Genomic DNA, 19,853 nt, shown 5'->3' on the forward strand with positions numbered 1-19,853 from the left:
CGGTAGCTCGATCACGATGTCCTTCGCCTCTCTGCCCTTCGTGTCCCAGCAGGCCGCTACACGGCCCGGTCAGCCACGGGAACGAACCCGCTCCGTCACCTGTTGAAACTGCCGGTAGGACGGAAGATGTCGTCGTCGGCGGTCACCCGGTTCAGCACCGCGCCGAGCGCGCTGTTCTGGTCGGTGGTCGCCGCGATCTCGGAGAGATTCGCCTGAGAGGACTCGGCAGCCGAAGCGGCACCGGCTGCTCCGGCTCCGACCGCGGACGCGGCAGCGAACGCGGCAGCCGTCAAGGCCACCTTCCGTACGAGATTTCCTTCACGTTCCGACATGGGATACTCCTTGCCGTACGGCTGGACATCGACCTGCCGCCATGGCGATTGCGACCCGCGGCCAGTGACGTCCTGCTTCGGTTGGGACTAATCGAAGTTGATCACGACAGCCGGACGGTACCGCACCACCCCCACAAAGTCGCTACAAGGCCACTACAAAGGTGATTTGTTCTCTCGCTGTAGCGATGGCGGGAGAAGCGCGGGTGGCGAAGCTGAAACCGTGGGGAGTCGGCGACGAGCTGTGGGCAGTGCTCGAGCCGTTACTGCCGCAGCGTCAGCGGCGGTTCCGCCATCCCGGGCGCAACCCGTGCCTCGTGTGCCGATTGTGACATGTCGACCAGTCCTGCGCTTCCGGCCCAATCGCCTCTGGCCACCTGAAGGCCATAGACCACGTTTTCCGACCCGTCGTTGTTGGTGGCTCGCACGAGATCAAGCCAGGGAGCGGCCTCGGCCGATCCGGCGAGGGCCTTTCCGCGCCGCTCCGCGACTTCGTGGACGGGCTGCGCGCGGAGCACCGCTTCCTCGCCGGCTACCAGACGACCGAGGAGAACGGAAAGCTGCTCAAGCGCGTCAACGACAACCTGCTGGTCTCGGTGCACCCGCTCCTGCGGGTGCACCCGGAGACGGGCGAGCGGGCGCTGTTCGTCAACCCCGGCTTCACCGATCACATCGTCGGGCTCTCCGCCCTGGAGAGCCGCCGGGTGCTGGAGCTGCTGTACGGGCAGATCACCAGGCCCGAGTACACCGTCCGCTTCCGGTGACAGCCGGGCAGCGTCGCCTTCTGGGACAACCGGGCCACCGCCCACCTCGCCCCGTCCGACCTCGACCACCTGGACGTCCGGCGCACCCTCCACCGGGTCACCCTGATCGGTGACCGCCCCGTGGGCCCTGACGGCTTCGTGCCGGAGATCGTGGTGGGCCGCGAGTTCACCGCGGAGTCCCTCGTCGTCGCCTGACGACCTGGCGGGTGCAGGCGGGGTGCTTGGAGGTGCCCCGCCCGCACCTCAGCGCCGGAGTCAGACGTTCGGGCTCGCTGTGGAGAGCAGGCCGGCTCGCAGCGCCTCCGCGTTGGCGGCGAGGAACTCCGCGAACGTGCGGGGCGAGCGACCCGTGAGGTCCCGCACCGCGGTCGTGGTGGCCGCCAGCGAGCCGGCCGCGACCTCCCGGCAGAGCTCGGCGAAGTCGTCGGCGAACTGCGCGGGCGATCCCTGGGAGCGCAGCGCCGCCGCCAGTTCGGCCGGGGGCACTTCCACGTGCCCGACGGTCCGGCCCAGGGCCGCCGAGAGCTCCCCCGCGATCTCGGCCGCGGTGAGCGCCCGCGGACCCGTCAGGACGTACGTCTCCCCGAATCCGTGCGATCCGGTCAGCAGAGCGGCGGCGCAGGCGGCGATGTCGTGGCAGTCGATGTAAGACACAGGGGCGCCACCGAACCCGTCGACGAGCTTCCCGTCGGCGGTGAAGGCGCCGGCCCCGGTGATGAAGTTCTGCATGAATCCGCTCGGCCGCAGCATCGTCCAGCCGAGCCCGGACGCCTTCACGTACTCCTCGATCTCCCAGTGTGCGCCCTCGGCCAGCCGCCCTCCCCGGTGGGCGCCCCAGACCGACACCTTCACCACGTCAGAAACGCCGGCGGCCCGAGCCGCGTCGATGGCGGCCTTCTGCTGGCGGATCATCGGCTGCTCGCCCTCCACCGGCTGGGCGCCGCCGGCGTTGAGGAACATCGTGTCCACGCCGTCCATGGCGGCGGCGAGCGAGGCGGGCTCGTCGAAGTCCCCGGCCACGACGTCACAGCCCAGGGCCCGCCCCTTGGCCGCGTCGCGGACCAGCGCCTTGAAAGCCACCCCCTGCTCGAGGAGAAGGCGCACGAGATGCGTGCCGATGGATCCGGTGGCTCCGGTGACCAAGATCATGAGCAGTCCTTCCGATAAACTGAGGCAACCTCGAATACACTATATCGAGGCTGCCTCGAATTACTAGGGACGTCCGCATGACCACCACCCGCCGGCCCCGCGCCGACGCCCGCCGAAACTACGAGCGCCTCCTGGCCGAGGCCGACGCCGCCTTCAAGGAGCACGGCGTCGACTCCAGCCTGGAGAGCATCGCCCGCCGTGCCGGAGTGGCCATCGGCACGCTCTACGGCCATTTCCCCAGTCGCCGCGCCCTGGTCGGCGCGATGCTCCGGGAGCGCAACGAGGCCCTGTTCGAGCTCGGCGACCGGCTTCTGGCCGCCCCCTCGCCGGATGCGCCGGCCACTTGGGTCCGCGCGGCGACGGCGCACGCCGCCACCTACAGCGGCCTGGCCTCCCTGCTGGCGGACGGCCTGGACGACGAGGCGTCGGAGCTGCACGACTCCTGCCTGCGCATGGCCGAGATCGGCGAACGACTGATCGCGCAGGCACGCGAATCCGGCGCCGTACGTGCCGACGCTACAGGCGCGGACGTGACCGCGCTCACCTCCGCCGCCGCCTGGCTCCACGAGCACGTGTCACCCGCCGCCGCCGACCGCCTCATCACCGTCACCCTGGACGGCCTGGCCGCCGGCTCCTAGCGCGATCGCGGCCGGGAGTTTCGCAATTCACGTCATGGAAAGGGCCGCCCGCTCTCGATGCAGGCGGGTTCATTCGGGTGTGTGCGTGCGGAGCCGGTGCACCGTCCTGCGGAGCTCGGCCACCTCGGCCCGGCAGGCGGCACACTCTCCGAGATGCGCTTCGACCGCGGCCGTCTCGACCGGGCCCAGCGAGTCCAGGACGAAGGCGCCGAGCGCGGTCGGGTCGTGCCGCACGGCCCACCCCGGCCAGAGACGGAAGGCCACCGTACGGTCGAGGCGGCCGCCCAGATGCATGGCGCGCCAGACGCCCCGGTACCCGGGGAGCAGGCCCGCGGCTACCAGCACATGCCCGGCGATCAGCGGCGTGGCCAGGTACGTCGCCCAGACATGGATCCTGACCAGCACCGCGAACACCGGCCCGCCATGCAGCAGCACCATCCCCACGCCACTGCCGATCAGGGCGAGCAGGGCCGTGGCCAGCGCGAGGTTGAGCAGGCGCTGGCCGGGATCGAAGTGCCCCTCGTGGTGGCCGAACCGACCCGTGATGAGCGCGGCGGGCCAGCGTGCGAACCATCCCAGATCGCCGCGGCGGAAGCGCGTGGATTCACCGACGAACGTCCGTACCGCGCGGCGCCCGAGCACCAGCCCGGCCATCGCGAGCGCCGCGAGCGCCCAGCCGAGCCAGGTGTGCAGGACGGTGTCGGGCAGGTGGGTCAGCCGCGCGAGCGGGCTCGGGTCGCCCTCCCTGCCGGACAGCAGCCACCATCCGGTGCCGAGCAGCACGAGTGTAGCCAGGTAGACGCCCGCGTGGAACCACCTGGTCCTGCGGTTGTAGCGCTCGCTAGTAGCCATCGCCGGAGCTCTGCGTCGGCTCGGGGGCTTGGCCACCGCCCTCGGTGACGTTCACCGTGATCTCGGCCGACGCGCCCGCGGGCGAGTGGTCGGCGTTCTGCAGGGTGACCCCCACCGTGTGCTTGCCGGGCGGCAGTCCGGCGATCTGGAACGGCGAGGCGGTGACAACGGTGTAGTCATCGGTGTGCCCGTCGGTGAACACGTGCACGTGGTGCTTGCCCGACTCGGGAGGGCCGATCTCCTCGCTGGTGGTGAACTCCAGCGGGAAGGTCCCGGCGACGTCGGCGTTGTTCGCCGGACCGGTGATGGTCACGGACGGCGCGCCGGCGCCTGTCGCGCTGTCCGTGCCGGCCGTGCCGCATCCCGCGAGCAGCGCGCTCGCGGCGAGGGCGATGAGGATTTTTCTCATACCGGTTGTACGGAAAGCGCGTCGCTCCGGGATTCACTCAGGTGAAGCCAGAACGATGATCGTCACCGTAGTACCGACTGTGGGCACTTTCGGATGAATCGCTGCTGGCCGGCATGGCCTCGGGCGACGCGCGTGCCGCCACCGTGCTGGTGCGTCGCTATCAGGCCCGGGTGTTCGGCCTCGCCAGGACCATCGTGGGCGAGGCGGCGCTGGCGGAGGAGGTGGCGCAGGAGGCGTTCGTGCGGGCGTGGCGGCACGCGGCCGCCTACGATGCCAGGCGTGGCGCCGTACCGACCTGGCTTCTCACGATCACGCGCAACCTCGCCATCGACGCGCTGCGGATGCGGCGCGAACTGCCCGTCGATCCGCAGGCGCTGCTGACGCGGCTGCTCGCCGCCGAGCCCACCGAGGAGGCGCCGCGGGACGAGGAATTCGTCCGGCAGGCGCTGGCCGGGCTGCCGCCGGAGCAGGCCAGGGCCATCGCGCTCACCGTGTTCTACGGGCTCACGGGCAAGGAGGTCGCGCGGGTCGAGGGGATACCGCTGGGCACCGCCAAGACTCGCCTGCGCAGAGGGATGGCCAGGCTCCGCGAGCAGTTGGAGGTGAACGATGACTGAGAGGCCGGAATGCGAAGGGATCCGCGAGGCGATCCCCGAATTCGCCGCCGGCGCCCTCGCCGGCGACGAGCGCGCCGAGGTGCTGCGCCATCTGCCGGGCTGTGCCGCCTGCCGCAGGGAGTTGGAGGAGGCCACCCGGCTGGTGGACGCGCTCACCACGCTCGCCCCCGCCGAGGAGCCGCCCGCCGCCTTCGAGTCGGCCGTGCTCGCCCGTATCACGAGGGCGCGCCCGCGTTGGCGGCGGCTCGGGCTACAGCTGCTCACGGCGGCGACGGTCGCCGGGCTCGCGGGCGGAGGCGTGTGGCTGGCCACCGGGCCGGACCGCGAGCTGGCGAAGAGCTACCGGCGGACGCTCGCCGTCGCCGACGGGCGCTACCTCGCCGCCGCCGTGCTCTACGCCGGCCGGCTACGGGTGGGCCACGCGTTCGCCTACCAGGGGTCTCCGAGCTGGATCTTCCTCACCGTCGAGTCGGCCGGACAGTCCGGCTCGTACGAGGCCAAGCTGGTCGGCAGGGACGGCGCCTGGAGCGACCTCGGCAAGGTCACGGTCTCCGACGGGCGCGCCTCGTGGGGCACCGCCGTGCCGATGCCGATCTCAAGGATCGACCGGGTCGTGCTCCAGAGGCCTGGCGCGCCCGACGTCGTCGCCGCCTTCGGGCGCTGAGGCGGCGCGCCTGCCGGCGTACAGGCTGGTGAGCGTGACGGTGAGCAGGACCGCGACGATGACGCCGAGCGAGGCGAGGGTGGGGATCTCCGGGACCCACTCCCACAGGCCGTGCGCCCAGTGGAGGACCAGCTTGACCCCGATGAGGGCCAGGATGGCGGCGAGGCCGTAGTTGAGATGGCGCAGCCTGGCGAGCGCGTCCCGCAGCACGAAGTACAGCGCCCGCAGGCCCAGCAGCGCGAAGGCGTTGGTGGCGAAGACCAGGAAGGGGTCCTCGGTCACCCCGTACACGGCGGGCACCGAGTCGACGGCGAAGACGATGTCGGTGGCGAAGACGGCCACGGTGGCCACGGCCAGCGGAGTGATCGCCAGCCGGCCCTGCTCGCGGACCACCAGGCGGAAGCCGCGGTAGTCGCCGGTGACCGGGACGAGACGGCGGAGCAGCCGGACGCTGCGCATGGAGGCGACGTCGACCTCCTGGTCATCCCCTTTCAGCACCTTGACCGCGGTGACGATCAGGACCGCCCCGAACAGCAGGAACACCCACGTGCCGCTCTGCAGCGCCGCGGCTCCCAGCGCGATGAAGACCGCCCGCAGCACCAGCGCCCCGATGATGCCGTACAACAGCACGCGCTGGGTCAGCTCGTGCGGCACGGCGAAGGCCGACAGCAGCAGCATGAACACGAACAGGTTGTCCACCGACAGCGACTTCTCCACCACGTATCCGGTGAAGAACTCGACCGCCACCCCGGTGCCGAAGGCGCCCCACAGGTACGCGCAGAAGGCCACCGGCAGCACCAGATAGAAAACCGACCAGACCAGGGCCTCGCGCATGCGCACCTCGTGCGGGCGCCGGGTCAGAATGACGTCGACCACCAGCAGCAGGACCAGGGCGGCCACGGTGATCGACCACAGGCCGGGTGACGCGATGGTGCCCTGATCGGGCTCAGCCAGAAATGTCCCCGCGGACATGAAACCTCCTCGAACGTGCTCAGCCGTTCGAGGTCTCCTTCACCCGGGGTCACGGGTGGCCGTCCGGGGACGCCATGTACGTCCGTACTGACCGGATCGACGCTTGGGAAGTACTCCCCTCGCTCGCCCCAGGGTAGGACAAATCCGGCCAGCGAGCCACTATGGCGGGGACCACGTAGCGTCCGCGCTTCGAGACAGGGAGTGCAATTGGCTCTTGCCATGATCGGCGCTATGCGTGATGCTTGCAGACCTCTTGAGCGAATCGGCCGAAAGCTCCCAGAGCGCGTCACTCGTGCCGTGACATATGCAGCGACGTGGCAAAGGGGGCGGCAACCAGAGAGGCAATTCATCCCCGTGATCCACGGCCCGTGGCCCCAGCAGCCCGCAGAAACGCTGGAGTCGATGTCCGTAGAACCGCTGCTGACCAGGGATTACGCCGCGGACCCCGCACTCGTCCACGAACGCCTGCGCGGCAGGTACGGCCCGGTGGCCCCGCTCGATCTCCTCGGAGTGCCGGTCTGGTTCGTCCTCGGCTATGAGGAGGCGCTCAACGTCCTGCAGAACAGCGGCGGCGTCTGGAGCAAGCGCGTGGACAGGTGGCGGGCGAACGCGGAGGGCCGGGTTCCGGCGGACTGGCCCCTGCTGCCCGTCTTCCAGATCAACAACTCGGCGTTCTCGGAGGGCGCCGCGCAGCGCCAGCTGAGGGCCGCGTGGACGCACGCGCTCGCGCCGTTCCAGGACCACTCCCGCCCGCAGGCCCAGCTGCTCGAGCAGGCCATCACGCGGTACGCCGACGACCTCATCGGCGTGCTGTCGGAGGGCGGCGCCACGGGGTTCGCGGACCTGGCGGCGCAGTACGCGCGGCCGCTCCCGCTGATGGTCGCCAACCGCATGCTCGGCTTCGCCGCCGCACGCGGCGAGGAGGTGGTCATGGACATCTGGCGGATGATCGACGCCGGCCCCGACGCGGCAGCGGCATTCGAGCGCCTGTACGCGGCCATGACGGAGCTCGCGGCCACCAAGCGGGAGCTCCCCGGAGACGACCTGACCTCCTACATGATCGAGGCCAAGCCGGACTTCACGCTGGACGAGCTGGCCCGCGAGCTGCTCATGCTGCCCGGACTGCTGGACTTCACCGCCAGCCTGGTCTGCAACGTGGTCGTCGAGGCCGTCTCCAACCCCGAGGTGCGCGCGAGCCTGTCGGTCGGAGCGATCGACGAGACGGTGAACCGGGTCGCCCTGCTCAACCCGCCCATGGCCAACCTGACCTTCCGCTTCGCGAAGACGGACGTGAAGATGGGGAACTACACGATCGCCGCGGGTGATCCCGTGATGCTCTCCGTCGCCGGCGCCCACGCCGATCCACGGTTCGCGGGGGCGCTCGATCAGCAGGCCATCCGCAGCACCCGGGCCCACCTGGCCTGGGGCGCGGGGCCGCACAGCTGCCTGGGCCAGCGGCTGGCGATCCAGATCACCACGATCGCCGTACGCCGGCTCTTCTCCCGGCTCTCCAAGATCAAGCTGGCGCTGCCGTCGGACCAGCTGCCCTGGCGCCCCTCTCCCTTCATGCGGGCGCTGCGCTCCCTGCCCATCCAGTACGAGCTCGCCGAGCCCTATGTCCCGGCCGGGGACGGCGGCGGCACCGGCGTCGCGGCGCAACCGGCGCCGGCGGGTGAGGCCGGGCCGGCGACGTCCCGTTCCGGGTTGTGGAGCTTCCTGCGCGGGCTGCGCCGCGGGCGATGAGAGCCCGGCGGGGTCCACACATTCGGGCCCGGTGAAGCGACTCACATCACCGGGCCCGGTTCACTCCTCGTCGGCCAGGACGTCCTCGCCGACGAGACGGCGGAGCCGGTCGTTGGCCTGCTCGAGCACCGTGAGCGCGATCTCGCGCCGATCCTCGTCCGTCTCGCCCATGACCTCCTCGGCGAGCTCCGCCCATGCGCGTTCGATGGCGGGCACCAGCTCGTGGCCGGCCTCCGTGACCAGGATGCGCACCTGGCGGCGGTCACCGGCCACCGCCTCACGCCGGAACCACCCGCCGCCCTCCAGCCTGGCCAGGCTGCGCGTCGCGGTCGGCGGCTCGATCGCGAGCCGCGCCGCCAGCTCCTTGACGGTCATGCCCCCAGGCTCCTGAGCCAGCAGCCACAGCAGCACGTCCTGCCCCGGGTGCAGCCCGAGCGCCGCGAGCTTGCGCGCCTTGGCGGCGCGATAGAGCTTGCTCATCTTGTTCAGCGCCCGGTTGATGCGCATCACGTCGCTTGCGTCCACATCACTCATCCTATCGAGTGTGTATAGTCGGCTAATAAGTAGTCGGCTAACTATTGGAGAAGCTGATGGATCTCGGACTCAACGGGCGGGTCGTGCTGGTCACCGGGGCATCCGGCGACATCGGCCGCGCGATCGCCAAGGCGTTCGCCGCGGAGGGGGCGCTGGTCGCCGCCGGCTGGCACCGGAACGAGGAGCGGGCAGGCGCCCTGGTCGACTCGATCAACCAGGCGGGCGGGAAAGCGATCACGGTGCGGACCGACCAGCATGACCCCGAGTCGGCGGAGGCGGTGGCGCGCCAGGTCGAGAACGAACTCGGCGACGTCGCGGTCCTGGTGGCGAACGCGGTCTCCTGGCCGGTGGCGGCGCCGGAGACGTGGGAGACCCTGACCACCGGCCTCACGGGCAACGTGACGGGCACGCTCGCGCTGGTCGACGCCGTGCTTCCCGGCATGCGGAGCGCCGGCTGGGGGCGGCTGGTGCTGATCTCGTCCGACGTGGTGGACCAGCCGCTACCCGCCGGAGTGGCGTACCCCGCCGCCAAGAGCGCGCTGGAGACGGCGGGAAAGGTGCTCGCCGTGCGGGAGGCCCGGCACGGCATCCTCACGAACGTCGTCCGGCCGGGCTTCACGCTGACAGAGAGGGCGCTGACCTGGCCCCAGTTCGGGCAGGAGGCCGTCGACGCCGAGGGCGCGAAGACGCCGACGGGGCGCATCTGCACCCCGGAGGACGTCGCCTCCGCGGTCGCCTATCTGGGCTCCGCCGCGAACGGGCACGCCAACGGTGAGGTGCTCTCCGTGGCGGGCGGGCGGCACCTGACCCGCTGACGGCGGGCGGCTGCGCCTGCTCCCCGTCCACGCGAGCCGAGCCGGGCGCTCACAGCGACCGGGCACGTTCCGCGAGGACCTGCGCGCGGGCGAGCTGCACCTCCCTGGCCTTGCGGGCGGCGTACCGGAGCACCGGCCCGAACGTCGCCCGCACCCTCAGCACGTCCTCCACCTCGGTCCCCTCGCCCCCGGCGGCCAGCCCGAACCGGTAGTCCAGCCGCACCCCGCCAGGGCTGTCCACCTCGCCCTCGACGCCTTCGCGGGAGGCTCGCAACGTCACCTCGATCAGGTTGTCGTACCGCACGAAACCCAGGAACCGGAAGCGCTCCACCGACACGAACCGGGTCTGGCCGGGCTCACGCCGCACGTCCCGCACCTCCACCACGAGCGGCGACAGGCCCACGTAGCTCGACGGCTCACTCAGATGCGTGAGCACCGCGGACGGCGGAGCCGCCACGTGGAAGACGTTACGCAGCAGAGTCTCCGGCACGGCTCGGCCTCCCAAGCGTCGATAGGCGATCTGGCCAGTATGGGGGGCAACGGGCGAGTCCCGCGATGACCCTCACGCGCCGTGCCACGAATGCCAGAGGGCGGCATACGTGCCGCCCGCCGCGACGAGGTCGTGGTGCGTGCCCAGTTCGGTGAGCCGGCCGTCCTGCATGACCGCCACCCGGTCGGCGTCGTGGGCGGTCTGCAGGCGGTGGGCGATGGCGATGACGGTGCGGCCGGAGAGGACGGCGGCCAGGGCGCGCTCGGTGTGGCGGGCGGTTCCCGGGTCCAGGAGCGCGGTGGCCTCGTCGAGGATCAGCGTGTGGGGGTCGGCGAGCACCACACGGGCCAGGGCCACCTGCTGCGTCTGCGCACCGTCCAGGCGGTGGCCGCCGGGGCCCAGGTGGGTGTCCAGGCCGTCCGGGAGGTCGTCGATCCAGTCGGCGCCGACGGTGGTGAGGGCCGTGCGCAGGTCGGCGTCGCCGGCGGAGGGGGCGGCGATGCGGAGGTTGTCCCGTACGGTGCCGAGGAAGACGTGGTGCTCCTGGGTGACCAGGATGACGCGCTCGCGCAGCCGGTCGGGGTCGAGGTCGGCGACGGGCACCCCGCCCACGGTGACGGTCCCGGTGCGGGGCCTGTCCACGCCTGCCAGGAGCCTGCCCAGCGTGGTCTTTCCGGCCCCGGAAGGCCCGACGATCGCCAGGCGTTCGCCGGGCTGGACGGTCAGGTCCACCCCGCGCACGACGTCGGGGCCGCCGTCGTAGGCGTAGTGCGCGCCGGCGACCTCGAGCCGGTCATCGGCCGGTACGAGGGAAACCGTGGCGGCCGGCGCCTGCCGCGAGGCCGGGGCGAGGCCCTCGACCCGGGCGAACGAGGCGCCGCTGCTCTGCAGGTTCTCCAGGTGGTAGAGGACGGTGTCCAGCGGGTGGGACAGTTGCCGCAGGTAGAGGGCGGCGACGACGACCGTTCCCAGGCTCATGCCGTCCTGCGTCATGACGCCGCCGATCAACAGGACTCCGGCCACCGGGATGACGTAGGAGACGTCCACGATCGGGAAGAGCACGCTGCGCAGGAACAGGGTACGGGTGCGGGTCCTGCGGCACTCGTCGATGGCCTGCTGGCAGGCCGCGATGCGGCGGTGCTCGAGCCGGAGCGCCTCGATGGTGCGGGCGCCGGTGGTGGTGGCGGCGAGCTGCTCGGCGAGGGCCGAGTCGGCCGCCCCTTCGTCCAGGTAGGCAGTGACCGCGCGGCGCAGGTACCAGCGGGCGGCGAACCAGATGCCCAGCAGGCCGAGCACGCCGCACGCGCCCAGGAGCGGGTCGAGGGTGAAGACCGCGCCCAGGATGAACGCGGCCTGGACCGCTGCGATCAGAACCTCGGGACCGGAGTCACGCAGCGTGGCGCCGACCTCCGCCACGTCCCTGGTGCCGCGGGTGGTCAGGTCGCCCGTGCCGGCGCGTTCGATCACCGAGGCCGGCAGGGCGAGGGCGCGGTCGGTGAACTGCTCGCGGACGCGGGCCAGCGTACGCTCGCCGAAACGGTGGCCGAGGTAGCTCGCGTAGCGGGTCAGCAGGAGCTGGACCAGGGCGAAAGCGAGGATGGCGAGGGCCAGCCGGTCCACGGTGGCGACCCCGGCGCCGGACTTGACCTCGTCGATGATGCGGCCGAGCAGCCACGGGCCGACCAGTCCCGCGCCGGCGGCCAACGCGTTGAGGGCGATCACGGCGGCGAAGGCGCGGCCGTCGAGGCGGATCAGGTGGAGCGCGGCCCGGCGGACCCGGGAGGGCTCGGCGACAGGCAGGGTCCTGGCCCTGGACAGGTCGCTCATCGGACGGCCTGCTCGGGCTGGGAGCTCGTCTCGCCGGGGTCCGTGCCGGTCTCGCCGTCCGCGTCGCGGGACACCAACAGGCGGTAGCCGGGGTGCTCGCGCAGCAGGTCGCGGTGGCTGCCCGCCGCCGCGACCGACCCGTCCTCCAGGTAGTACACGGTGTCGGCCTGGTCCAGGACGAGAGGCGAGGTCGTGGTGACCGCCGTGGCGCGGCCCCGGCGCGCGGCACGCAGGCGGGCCGCGATGGTGGCCTCGGTGTGGGCGTCCACGGCCGAGGTGGGTTCGGCCGCGAGGAGGATCTCGGGGTCGGCCAGCAGGGCGCGGGCCAGGCGTACGCGCTGGCGCTGCCCGCCGGACAGGTTTCGGCCCTGAGAATCGATGGCCGAGTCCAGCCCGTCCGGCAGCCCGCGTACGACGTCCTCGGCCACGGCCGCGTGGACCGCCCGCTCGACGGCCTGCTCATCCGGGTCCTGCCTGCCCGCGATGACGTCGCGCAGCGTGCCCGCGAACAGGTCCGCCTCGTTGTCCGCCACCAGGATCCGCTCCCGTACCCGTGCCAGGTCGATGTCGCCGAGGCGGACCGCGCCCCAGGTCGCGGCGGACCCGGTGAACCCGCCGAGCCGGTCGAGCACCGCCGCGGACTCCCCCGGCCGGGCGCTGACCAGCGCGGTCAGCTCGCCCGGCGAGATCTCGACGCCGGAGGCGGGATCGCCCAGCACAGACGGCGACGCCGGCGCGTCCAGGCGCGCGTCGCCGCCCGTGACGTCGGGTTTCAGGGTCAGGAGATGAACGACCCTTCGAGCGGCGACGAGGCCGCGGCTGAGGCCATAGCTCCCCTCGATGAAGAACGAGACCGGCAACGCCAGCACGGCGGCATAGCCGTAGACCGCCACCAGCTCCCCGATGGTGATGTCCCCTTGCGCCGCCATCCGGGCCGCCAGCCAGGTCACGACGCCGAGGAACAGCGTGGGCAGGCCGACTCCCAGGGCCTGGATCCAGCTGGTCACGGCACCTACCCGGTAGCCCTTCTCCTGCAGCTCGCGGGAGTCGCGCCGGTAGCGTTCGGCGTACACCTCCTTGCCGCCGATGCCGTTCAGGACCCGCAGGCCGGCGGCGATGTCACCGAAACGGGCGGCCAGCTCGCCCTGCCGCGCCCGGTACGCCGTCTCGGCGCCGCGCAGCCGCCCCATCAGCGGGCCGACCAGCACCACGATCAGCGGCACACCGAGCAGGACCACCGCGGCGAGCAGCGGCGAGACGGCCAGCAGCAGCACTGCCACCACGACGTACGCGAGGGCCGAGCCGACGCCGGGGCCGGTGATGGTCAGCGCGTGGGCGATCACGCCGGCGTCGCCGAACCCGATCGTGACCACCTCACCGGCCGTGACCTTGCGCGGAAGCGTCGCGCCCAGCCGCGTCGCCTGCAGGGCCACGACCTGTGCGGTACGGAAGGCGGCGTCCATCCGGACCCTGGTCATCGTGCGGTGGCGCATGATGGCCAGCCAGGCGTTCAGCACCCCGATGCCCAGCACCGCGCCGGCCCACCAGGCCAGCACGTCCCAGTGTCCCGGCGCCAGCCCGTCGTCGATGGCCCGCGACAGGACGTACGGGGGCAGTGTCAGGCAGACCATCCAGGCGGTGCCCAGGATCGCGCCGACGGCGATCCTGCCGCGCTGGCTCGTGACCAGCCACCACAGGTACCACCCGGCGCTGCGACAGTCGGGCGTCCCGGGGGCCATGATCGTCCGTTCCGTCATGCCCCCGACCCTAAGCCCGGACCGCCTCCGGGCCGGGCAGGGGGGTGCGACCGCGGGCCGCTAACATCCGTCGTCGGACGACGTGAAAGGCGCGGCATGAGCGAGCACCCCCTGTGGCCCACGACCGGCGAGGCGACCATCACCGCCTTTCCTATACAGCGCCCCAGCGACCGAGCCCGCCTCCACGGAGTGGAGGCCATGAACACGCGAGGGAGCGCCGTCGCCTGGACTGAGGAGCGGCGGGAGCGTAGCGACCAGAGCGACGAAGGAAGGCGACGGCTCCCCAGCGACCGAGCCCGCCTCCACGGAGTGGAGGCCATGAACACGCGAGGGAGCGCCGCCCCGGCTGTCGTGGTCTTCCCCGGCGGCGCCTACCAGCACCTCGCCGAACACGAGGGGGCTCCGGTGGCCCGGTGGCTCAATTCGCTGGGTATCGCGGCGTTCGTCCTGCGCTACCGGATCGCGCCGCACCGCCATCCGCTGCCCCTGCTCGACGCCGCCAGGGCAGTGCGCTGGGTCAGGCATCACGCCGCGTCGACCGGCGTGGACCCCGCCCGTGTCGGGGTGCTCGGCTTCTCGGCGGGCGGTCACCTGGCCGGGCTCCTCGCCACCGAGGCGGGCCCGATGCTGCCGGAGGGCCCGCACGATGCCATCGACGGGGCGGACCCTCACCCCGGGCTGGCCGTGCTCTGCTACCCCGTCACCTATCTCACCGGACCGGCCGCACACCGGGGCTCCGCCGTCAACCTGCTCGGCCGGGACGCGTCCGAGTCCGTGCGCTCCGAGCTGACGCTCGCCCACCGGGTCGGCGCCGCGACGCCGCCCATGTTCCTGTGGCACACCGCCGACGACGCGTCGGTCCCCGTCGACAACACCCTCCAGCTGGCTCAGGAGCTGGCCCGCCACCAGGTCCCTGTGGAGGTCCACGTCTATCCCAGCGGCAGGCACGGGCTGGGGCTGGCGGAGGACGACCCCGTCGCGGGCGACTGGACCAGCCGCTGCGCCGCCTTCCTGCGCGGCCGGGGCTGGTGATTCCCGAGCCTCATGCGGGGCCGCACCATTGGCTCAGCACGTCGCGGGTCTGCTGGATGCCGGGGTAGGTGGCGGTCCAGGCCGCATAGCCGTCCGGCCGTACCAGGACCGAGTTCGAGATGACCTTCGACGACGTGGCGGCCCAGGCCGGGGTGGGGCGCACAACGTTGTTCCGCCGCCATCCGACCAAGAAGGACCTGCTCCTCGCCGCGTTCTCGCAGGTCAGCCTGGAGCAGTTCCACATCGCCGGCACCGGCTCCGTGCGCGGCGACCTGACCGGGACACTGTCGGACGTCATCCGGACGTTCGACAGGCCCGAGATGCGCAAGCTGCTCCGGCAGGGCTTCGGGGAGTCCTGCCGCGACCCCGACTTCACCGAGGTGTTCCGCGCGGTCATGAAACGCCGCCTGGACCTGATCGCCATGCTGGTACGCCGCGGCGTCGAGCGCGGCGAGCTGCCTGCCTCCACCGACCCCTTGCTGATCGCGGACCCGATCTCGGGGGTCATCGTCCTGCGCGTCAGCCGACGTGGACGTGCGGCCTGCGTGACCGGTCCGGCTCCGCCTGGCGCAGCACCTCCCTGGTCAGCGCCGGCACGTCGCCGCCGCCGAAGACCAGGTAGCGCAGCCAGGCGGCCACCGGGTTGCCCTCGGTCCAGTGGAAGTAGATGTGCGGCACCGAGCCGGTCCGGTCCCGCAGATGCAGCAGCAGCGCCGCCAGCGCGTTGGGCACGGCCGAGCTCTCGATCTTCAGGATCTTGTGGCCGTACCGCTCCTCGCCCTTGACGTGCAGCTCGGTCTCGAACTCCGAGGCGTCGGGCACCGTCACCTCCACGAAGAGCGCCGGTTCGGCGGGACGCAGCCGGTGGGTGAGCCAGGTCTCGCGCAGCTTCTCGTTGTACTCGGCCTGATCCCGCTTGTCCGGCTCGTTGGCGATCACATGGATCTCGCCGCACGCCACCTCGTTGACGAACTGCTCGGCCAGCGAGTCCAGGTGCACCTGAGTGACCCGCAGCTCGGTCGAGCGGGTGGTCCGGGAGATCAACGACGTGAGGATGATCGACCCGATGAAGAACGAGGCGATCTTGACGCCGTCCGGCCGCTCGATGACGTTGGCCACCAGGGTGTAGGCCAGCACGGCTGCGATGACGGCGTACCCGGCGGCCAACCGGTGCCGCCCCTTCTTCGTGGCCGCCAGCGTCACGGCGACCGCGGCCGACAGGATGAGCACCAGCACGCCGGTGGCGTAGGCGCCGCCCTGCGCGTTCACGTCGGCGCGGAAGATGATCGTGATGCCGAACCCGATCGCCGAGAACACCAGCACCAGCGGCCGCACCGCGCCCGTCCACTCCGGCGCCATGCCGTACCGAGGCAGGTAGCGCGGCACCAGATTGATCAGCCCGGCCATCGCCGACGCCCCGGCGAACCACAGGATGGCGATCGTGGACACGTCGTAGGCGGTGCCGAACCAGTTGCCCAGGTAGTGGTGGGCCAGGTAGGCCAGCGCCCGCCCGCTCGCCTTGCCGCCCTCCCGGAACTCGCGGGGCGGGATGAGCACGGTGGTGACGAAACTGGAGAAGATCAGGAAGACGCTCATGATCAGCGCGGCGGTGGTGAGCAGCCGCCTGGCGCCCTTGATCCGCTCCTGGATGTCGCCCTTGATCACCGGCATCACCGCGACACCGGTCTCGAACCCGGACAGGCCCAGCGCCAGCTTCGGCATGACGATCAGCGACAGCCCGATCATGGCCAGCGGGTTGCTGTAGCCGCCGCTCAGCGCGTGCCGCCAGTCCACGACCACCTGCGGGGCCTCCAGCACGTGCAAGATCGCGGCCGCCACGACGACGGCGTTCAGTCCGAGGTAGACGAAGACGAGCAGCGTGGCGATGCCGATGGCCTCGGTGAAGCCCATCAGGAACACCCCGCCGAGCATCGCCAGCAGCACGAGCGTGACCGGTACCCGCTGCCCGACCAGGAATCCGCGCACGAACGGGTTCTCCAGGATGTGCGCGGTCGCGTCCGCCGCCGACAATGTCATCGTGATCACGAAGTCGGTCGCCGCGAAACCCAGCAGGACCAGCACGAACAGCTTGCCCCACCACTGCGGCGCGAGCTTCTCCAGCATCGCGATCGAGCCCTGGCCGTACGGGCTCTCCACCGCCACCCTGCGGTAGACCGGCAGGGCGCCCAGCAACGTCAGCGCCACCAGGAACAGCGTGGCCAGCGGCGACAACAGCCCGGCCGCCAGCGCCGCGATGCCCGGCTGGTAACCCAGCGTGGAGAAGTAGTCCACGCCGGTCAGGCACATCACCTGCCACCACGGGTGCTTCACATGGGGACCGTGCTCGATCTGCCTACGGTCGGTCTGCAGGCCCTCCAACAGCCAGGAACGCAGCGTCCCTTGCGTAGCGGCCGACCGCTTCGCCAGCACCATGACGGTCACCCCTTATCAAGACCGCATGGCACACTTTCCACGGCGATGGGGTAATCGACCTGATCAGAGCGTCAAGAAAGCGTATAAATCAGGAACGGCCGGAGGCCCGCACAGAGCGGCGCCCCGGCCGTTCGTGCACGGCCGAGGCGCCAAACGTTTGGCGCCCCAGTCATGGTTTCTGACTGGGGCAAGTCGAGACTAGGGCTTTTCATCCGTTTTGTATAGCTTTGGGGCGAAATTTCATCGCAGACTTGGGTTCGTCAGCAGAATGTCGGTGGCCTGCCCTAGCCTCTGACGATGGACATCATCCTGATCCCCGGTTTCTGGCTTGACGGCTCGTCATGGGACGAGGTCGTTCCCGCCCTGACGCAGGCGGGGCATCGCACGCGCGCGATCACGTTGCCCGGCATGGAGCCGGAAGACGCCGACCGCTCCAAAATCACCTTGCGCGACCAGGTCGACGCGATCGTCGAGGTGATCGACTCGTACGACCCGGCCGACGGCAAGGTCGTGCTCGTCGGGCACTCCGGCGGTGGCGCGGTCGCCCACGCGGCGGTCGACGCGCGTCCCGATCGTGTCGCCCGCGTGGTGTACGTCGACAGCGTTCCCCTCGGGGAGGGCGGGGTCATCAATGACGAGCTTCCCGTCGTGAACGGCGAGGTCCCGCTGCCGGACTGGTCGGTGTTCGAGGCGGAAGACCTGGTCGATCTCGACGACAAGCTGCGCGCGGCGTTCCGCGAGCGCGCCATCCCGACGCCCGCGCACGTCGCGAGCGATCCGCAGCGGCTCTCCTCCGACGAGCGTCGCTACGAGGTGCCCGTCACCGTCATCGCGTGCGAGTTCTCGGGTGCGACGCTCCGGGGATGGATTGAGCAGGGGCAGGCGTTCGCGCGGGAGCTCGCGAAGATCCGCGACGTCGACTACATCGACCTGCCCACGGGGCACTGGCCGCAGTTCACCCGGCCGGAAGAGCTCGGGCGGGCGATTCTGGCGAGCGTCGGCCCCGCCTGATCGCATGCCTCAGAGCCCTCCCGGCGGCAGAGGCTCTGAGGCGCGGCAGGTCCATGCGAAACCATTGAGGCATTCTAATGACGGTAAAACTCGGAGAACCTTGACTAAAGAATCACATGTACGGGTCTCACCCAAAGCCGCGACACATGTAGACAGATAGCGTGAAGTTCCCCAGGGGGCGCCCGTATCGGCTGCTACGTCTCCCATGGCCGGCAAGTCCGAAACTCATCGCTGTGCCGCTGATCATGGTCCTCGCGATCACGCTCGCCGACATACTGACCCCTGGGAGCAGCCACCTCGGGCCGCTGCTGGTGGCCGCACCCGCGGTCACGGCCTCCTTCGCCGGCCCCTGGCTCACCGCCGTCATCGGCGCCCTGGCGATCTCGGGCGAAGTCCTCATCGACGTACACGATCATCTGCTCAATTACCAGGACGTTCAGGCCGGACTGGGCGGCTTCGCCCTGGTCTCGCTGTTCGTGGTGCTGTTCGCCCTGGTCAGGGATCGCCAGCGGCGCGAGCTGACCCAGGTCCGCTCCGTGGCCACGGCGGTGCAGACGGCCCTGCTGCGGCCGGTGCCCGAACGCCTCGGCCCGCTCCACCTGGCCTCCGCCTACCTGGCCGCGGAGGCCGAGGCCCAGATCGGCGGTGACATCTACGCCGCCGTTCGCACGCAGCACGGCACCCGGCTGCTCATCGGTGACGCCCGTGGCAAGGGCCTGCCCGCGATCTCCGAGGCCGCCGCCCTGCTCGGCGCGTTCCGCGAGTGCGCTCGCCGGCGCCCGGAGCTGCCCGATCTGGTGGCCGACCTGGAAGAGAGCTTCGACCTCACACAGAGCCAGAGCGAGACGGCGGAAGCCGCGTACGCGGAGAGCTTCGTGACGGCCGCGATCGTGGACATCCCCGACGAACGGCCGGTGCTCACGATGGTCAGCTGCGGCCATCCGCCACCGCTGCTGCTGCACGCGGGCCGGGTCATCTCCCTCGACAGCAGCCAGCCGGCGCCGCCCCTGGGCCTCGGCGGCCTCTGCGCGCCGCAGCACACGCTCACCAGCTTCCCGTTCGAGCAGGACGATGTCCTCCTGCTCTACACCGACGGCGTCATCGAGGCCCGCGACGCCGCGGGCACGTTCTTCCCGCTGACGCAGAGGGCCGCCCGCTGGGCCGGCGAACGGCCGGAAGGGATCCTCAAGGGCATCTGCGCCGACCTGCTCGCGCACGTCGGCGGCCGCCTCGGCGACGACGCCGCCCTCATCGCGATCCGCCGCCTCGCCGGGGTGTGACCCCGGCATCCGTGAGCCTGCTACCCCTGCGAGCGGGCCGCCTTCCACTGCGGGCTGTCGAGGAAGTGGTTGTCGTACAGGTCCTGCGAGTCGAGCAGCTCCTGGATCGTGGCCTCGCCCGCGCGCAGCCGAGCCAGCAGGCGGAAGTACTCGAAGCGCTCCACACCCGGCGTGATGACGATCAGCAGGTCCGCCTCCGTACCGGGGACGGCGGCGAAGGCGTGGGCGACGTTCGGCGGCACCACGGCCAGGTCACCCTCCTCCAGCGTGAGCACCTCCTCCCCCGCCAGCACCTGGGCGGCGCCGCCGAGAACGTAGAACAGCTCGCTGGAGGCGGTGTGCAGGTGCGGCGTCGCGCCGTCGGCGCCCGGCGTGAGCGTCATGCGCAGGCTGCTCAGGGCGCCGCCGGTGGCGCTGGAGTCGAGCAGGAGCCGGCCGGTGGCCGGCGCGTCACCGCCACCGATGATCTCGGCGTCGGCCGAACGTACGAGTGCGGTGCCAGGAACGGCGAGCGACATGATGGTCCCCTTCTGGGTT

At 71.2% G+C, this 19,853-nt stretch carries 20 protein-coding genes and 1 pseudogene; 10 read left to right on the forward strand and 11 right to left on the reverse strand.

Annotated elements, in window-relative coordinates; genetic code table 11:
- Window positions 1–95: 95 nt before the first annotated feature.
- Entirely contained in the window at window positions 96–332 is a 237-nt protein-coding gene (locus ACQPWU_RS37685) for a hypothetical protein (protein WP_433430226.1), read from the reverse strand.
- A gap of 428 nt (window positions 333–760) precedes the next feature.
- Here ACQPWU_RS37685 and ACQPWU_RS37690 point away from each other — a divergent pair, with 428 nt between their 5' ends.
- Window positions 761–1,093: a TauD/TfdA dioxygenase family protein gene (locus tag ACQPWU_RS37690; RefSeq protein ID WP_433445388.1), complete on the forward strand. Its 333-nt coding sequence runs from the start codon at window positions 761–763 to the stop codon at window positions 1,091–1,093.
- 255 nt (window positions 1,094–1,348) lie between these two features.
- Here the strand turns inward: ACQPWU_RS37690 and ACQPWU_RS37695 are convergent, their stop codons facing one another.
- Window positions 1,349–2,242, reverse strand: a complete 894-nt coding sequence (locus tag ACQPWU_RS37695) for an NmrA family NAD(P)-binding protein (RefSeq protein ID WP_433430228.1) — start codon at window positions 2,240–2,242, stop codon at window positions 1,349–1,351.
- Between the two features lie 77 nt (window positions 2,243–2,319).
- On the opposite strand from ACQPWU_RS37695, the gene ACQPWU_RS37700 reads away from it, so the two are divergent.
- Window positions 2,320–2,880 (forward strand): TetR/AcrR family transcriptional regulator, encoded by a 561-nt coding sequence (locus tag ACQPWU_RS37700; protein ID WP_433430230.1) that lies wholly within the window; start codon window positions 2,320–2,322, stop codon window positions 2,878–2,880.
- Between the two features lie 69 nt (window positions 2,881–2,949).
- Here ACQPWU_RS37700 and ACQPWU_RS37705 read toward each other — a convergent pair whose 3' ends face one another.
- Both ACQPWU_RS37705 and ACQPWU_RS37710 read right to left on the reverse strand, forming a co-directional pair.
- A complete protein-coding gene (locus ACQPWU_RS37705; protein WP_433430231.1) occupies window positions 2,950–3,732 on the reverse strand; it encodes an anti-sigma factor family protein in 783 nt (260 codons plus the stop codon).
- The gene (locus tag ACQPWU_RS37710; protein WP_433430233.1) at window positions 3,722–4,141 is read right to left on the reverse strand and encodes a hypothetical protein; all 420 of its coding nucleotides are present in this window, start codon (window positions 4,139–4,141) and stop codon (window positions 3,722–3,724) included. The genes ACQPWU_RS37705 and ACQPWU_RS37710 overlap by 11 nt, the downstream gene beginning before the upstream one ends.
- 113 nt (window positions 4,142–4,254) lie before the next feature.
- Here ACQPWU_RS37710 and ACQPWU_RS37715 point away from each other — a divergent pair, with 113 nt between their 5' ends.
- Both ACQPWU_RS37715 and ACQPWU_RS37720 read left to right on the forward strand, forming a co-directional pair.
- On the forward strand, window positions 4,255–4,758 hold the full coding sequence (locus ACQPWU_RS37715; RefSeq protein ID WP_433430234.1) for an RNA polymerase sigma factor: 504 nt from the start codon (window positions 4,255–4,257) through the stop codon (window positions 4,756–4,758).
- Window positions 4,751–5,422, forward strand: a complete 672-nt coding sequence (locus tag ACQPWU_RS37720; protein ID WP_433430236.1) for an anti-sigma factor family protein — start codon at window positions 4,751–4,753, stop codon at window positions 5,420–5,422. Before ACQPWU_RS37715 ends, ACQPWU_RS37720 begins: the two co-directional genes overlap by 8 nt.
- Here ACQPWU_RS37720 and ACQPWU_RS37725 read toward each other — a convergent pair.
- The gene (locus ACQPWU_RS37725; RefSeq protein ID WP_433430237.1) at window positions 5,354–6,394 is read right to left on the reverse strand and encodes a TerC/Alx family metal homeostasis membrane protein; all 1,041 of its coding nucleotides are present in this window, start codon (window positions 6,392–6,394) and stop codon (window positions 5,354–5,356) included. The two genes, ACQPWU_RS37720 and ACQPWU_RS37725, sit on opposite strands and share 69 nt — an antisense overlap.
- 402 nt (window positions 6,395–6,796) lie before the next feature.
- On the opposite strand from ACQPWU_RS37725, the gene ACQPWU_RS37730 reads away from it, so the two are divergent.
- Window positions 6,797–8,137, forward strand: coding sequence for a cytochrome P450 (locus ACQPWU_RS37730; RefSeq protein WP_433430239.1), 1,341 nt, complete (start codon window positions 6,797–6,799; stop codon window positions 8,135–8,137).
- A 60-nt stretch (window positions 8,138–8,197) separates the two neighbouring features.
- On the opposite strand, the gene ACQPWU_RS37735 is transcribed toward ACQPWU_RS37730, so the two are convergent.
- Entirely contained in the window at window positions 8,198–8,671 is a 474-nt protein-coding gene (locus tag ACQPWU_RS37735; RefSeq protein ID WP_433430240.1) for a MarR family winged helix-turn-helix transcriptional regulator, read from the reverse strand.
- Between the two features lie 56 nt (window positions 8,672–8,727).
- Here ACQPWU_RS37735 and ACQPWU_RS37740 point away from each other — a divergent pair, with 56 nt between their 5' ends.
- Window positions 8,728–9,486 (forward strand): SDR family NAD(P)-dependent oxidoreductase, encoded by a 759-nt coding sequence (locus ACQPWU_RS37740; protein WP_433430241.1) that lies wholly within the window; start codon window positions 8,728–8,730, stop codon window positions 9,484–9,486.
- A 49-nt stretch (window positions 9,487–9,535) separates the two neighbouring features.
- On the opposite strand, the gene ACQPWU_RS37745 is transcribed toward ACQPWU_RS37740, so the two are convergent.
- From ACQPWU_RS37745 to ACQPWU_RS37755, 3 genes are all read right to left on the reverse strand, one after another.
- The gene (locus tag ACQPWU_RS37745) at window positions 9,536–9,976 is read right to left on the reverse strand and encodes an SRPBCC family protein (RefSeq protein ID WP_433430243.1); all 441 of its coding nucleotides are present in this window, start codon (window positions 9,974–9,976) and stop codon (window positions 9,536–9,538) included.
- A 72-nt stretch (window positions 9,977–10,048) separates the two neighbouring features.
- Window positions 10,049–11,803 carry an ABC transporter ATP-binding protein gene (locus ACQPWU_RS37750; RefSeq protein ID WP_433430245.1) on the reverse strand — a complete coding sequence of 585 codons (1,755 nt, stop codon included), beginning with the start codon at window positions 11,801–11,803 and terminating at the stop codon, window positions 10,049–10,051.
- The gene (locus ACQPWU_RS37755) at window positions 11,800–13,560 is read right to left on the reverse strand and encodes an ABC transporter transmembrane domain-containing protein (protein ID WP_433430247.1); all 1,761 of its coding nucleotides are present in this window, start codon (window positions 13,558–13,560) and stop codon (window positions 11,800–11,802) included. Before ACQPWU_RS37755 ends, ACQPWU_RS37750 begins: the two co-directional genes overlap by 4 nt.
- A 318-nt stretch (window positions 13,561–13,878) precedes the next feature.
- On the opposite strand from ACQPWU_RS37755, the gene ACQPWU_RS37760 reads away from it, so the two are divergent.
- The gene (locus ACQPWU_RS37760) at window positions 13,879–14,592 is read left to right on the forward strand and encodes an alpha/beta hydrolase (protein WP_433430248.1); all 714 of its coding nucleotides are present in this window, start codon (window positions 13,879–13,881) and stop codon (window positions 14,590–14,592) included.
- Window positions 14,593–14,711: 119 nt separating this feature from the next.
- Window positions 14,712–15,068: pseudogene (locus tag ACQPWU_RS37765) on the forward strand (TetR/AcrR family transcriptional regulator C-terminal ligand-binding domain-containing protein); the annotation flags it as partial.
- Window positions 15,069–15,111: 43 nt separating this feature from the next.
- On the opposite strand, the gene ACQPWU_RS37770 reads toward ACQPWU_RS37765, so the two are convergent.
- Window positions 15,112–17,025, reverse strand: coding sequence for an amino acid transporter (locus tag ACQPWU_RS37770; protein WP_433430250.1), 1,914 nt, complete (start codon window positions 17,023–17,025; stop codon window positions 15,112–15,114).
- Between the two features lie 297 nt (window positions 17,026–17,322).
- Between ACQPWU_RS37770 and ACQPWU_RS37775 the strand changes: the two genes are divergently transcribed.
- A complete protein-coding gene (locus tag ACQPWU_RS37775) occupies window positions 17,323–18,036 on the forward strand; it encodes an alpha/beta fold hydrolase (protein WP_433430251.1) in 714 nt (237 codons plus the stop codon).
- 233 nt (window positions 18,037–18,269) lie between these two features.
- Window positions 18,270–19,316 carry a PP2C family protein-serine/threonine phosphatase gene (locus ACQPWU_RS37780; protein WP_433430252.1) on the forward strand — a complete coding sequence of 349 codons (1,047 nt, stop codon included), beginning with the start codon at window positions 18,270–18,272 and terminating at the stop codon, window positions 19,314–19,316.
- Between the two features lie 20 nt (window positions 19,317–19,336).
- Here ACQPWU_RS37780 and ACQPWU_RS37785 read toward each other — a convergent pair whose 3' ends face one another.
- Window positions 19,337–19,834 (reverse strand): cupin domain-containing protein, encoded by a 498-nt coding sequence (locus tag ACQPWU_RS37785; RefSeq protein ID WP_433430254.1) that lies wholly within the window; start codon window positions 19,832–19,834, stop codon window positions 19,337–19,339.
- Window positions 19,835–19,853 lie beyond the last annotated feature (19 nt).

Source organism: Nonomuraea sp. CA-141351 (genome assembly GCF_050944675.1).
Lineage (GTDB): Bacteria > Actinomycetota > Actinomycetes > Streptosporangiales > Streptosporangiaceae > Nonomuraea.

Bases quoted from the DNA above. Each gene is read 5' to 3' on its own strand.
- ACQPWU_RS37685 (WP_433430226.1), bottom strand. From the start codon at position 332: ATGTCGGAACGTGAAGGAAATCTCGTACGGAAGGTGGCCTTGACGGCT.
- ACQPWU_RS37695 (WP_433430228.1), bottom strand. From the start codon at position 2,242: ATGATCTTGGTCACCGGAGCCACCGGATCCATCGGCACGCATCTCGTG.
- ACQPWU_RS37700 (WP_433430230.1), top strand. From the start codon at position 2,320: ATGACCACCACCCGCCGGCCCCGCGCCGACGCCCGCCGAAACTACGAG.
- ACQPWU_RS37705 (WP_433430231.1), bottom strand. From the start codon at position 3,732: ATGGCTACTAGCGAGCGCTACAACCGCAGGACCAGGTGGTTCCACGCG.
- ACQPWU_RS37710 (WP_433430233.1), bottom strand. From the start codon at position 4,141: ATGAGAAAAATCCTCATCGCCCTCGCCGCGAGCGCGCTGCTCGCGGGA.
- ACQPWU_RS37715 (WP_433430234.1), top strand. From the start codon at position 4,255: ATGGCCTCGGGCGACGCGCGTGCCGCCACCGTGCTGGTGCGTCGCTAT.
- ACQPWU_RS37720 (WP_433430236.1), top strand. From the start codon at position 4,751: ATGACTGAGAGGCCGGAATGCGAAGGGATCCGCGAGGCGATCCCCGAA.
- ACQPWU_RS37725 (WP_433430237.1), bottom strand. From the start codon at position 6,394: ATGTCCGCGGGGACATTTCTGGCTGAGCCCGATCAGGGCACCATCGCG.
- ACQPWU_RS37730 (WP_433430239.1), top strand. From the start codon at position 6,797: ATGTCCGTAGAACCGCTGCTGACCAGGGATTACGCCGCGGACCCCGCA.
- ACQPWU_RS37735 (WP_433430240.1), bottom strand. From the start codon at position 8,671: ATGAGTGATGTGGACGCAAGCGACGTGATGCGCATCAACCGGGCGCTG.
- ACQPWU_RS37740 (WP_433430241.1), top strand. From the start codon at position 8,728: ATGGATCTCGGACTCAACGGGCGGGTCGTGCTGGTCACCGGGGCATCC.
- ACQPWU_RS37750 (WP_433430245.1), bottom strand. From the start codon at position 11,803: ATGAGCGACCTGTCCAGGGCCAGGACCCTGCCTGTCGCCGAGCCCTCC.
- ACQPWU_RS37755 (WP_433430247.1), bottom strand. From the start codon at position 13,560: ATGACGGAACGGACGATCATGGCCCCCGGGACGCCCGACTGTCGCAGC.
- ACQPWU_RS37760 (WP_433430248.1), top strand. From the start codon at position 13,879: ATGAACACGCGAGGGAGCGCCGCCCCGGCTGTCGTGGTCTTCCCCGGC.
- ACQPWU_RS37770 (WP_433430250.1), bottom strand. From the start codon at position 17,025: ATGGTGCTGGCGAAGCGGTCGGCCGCTACGCAAGGGACGCTGCGTTCC.
- ACQPWU_RS37775 (WP_433430251.1), top strand. From the start codon at position 17,323: ATGGACATCATCCTGATCCCCGGTTTCTGGCTTGACGGCTCGTCATGG.
- ACQPWU_RS37785 (WP_433430254.1), bottom strand. From the start codon at position 19,834: ATGTCGCTCGCCGTTCCTGGCACCGCACTCGTACGTTCGGCCGACGCC.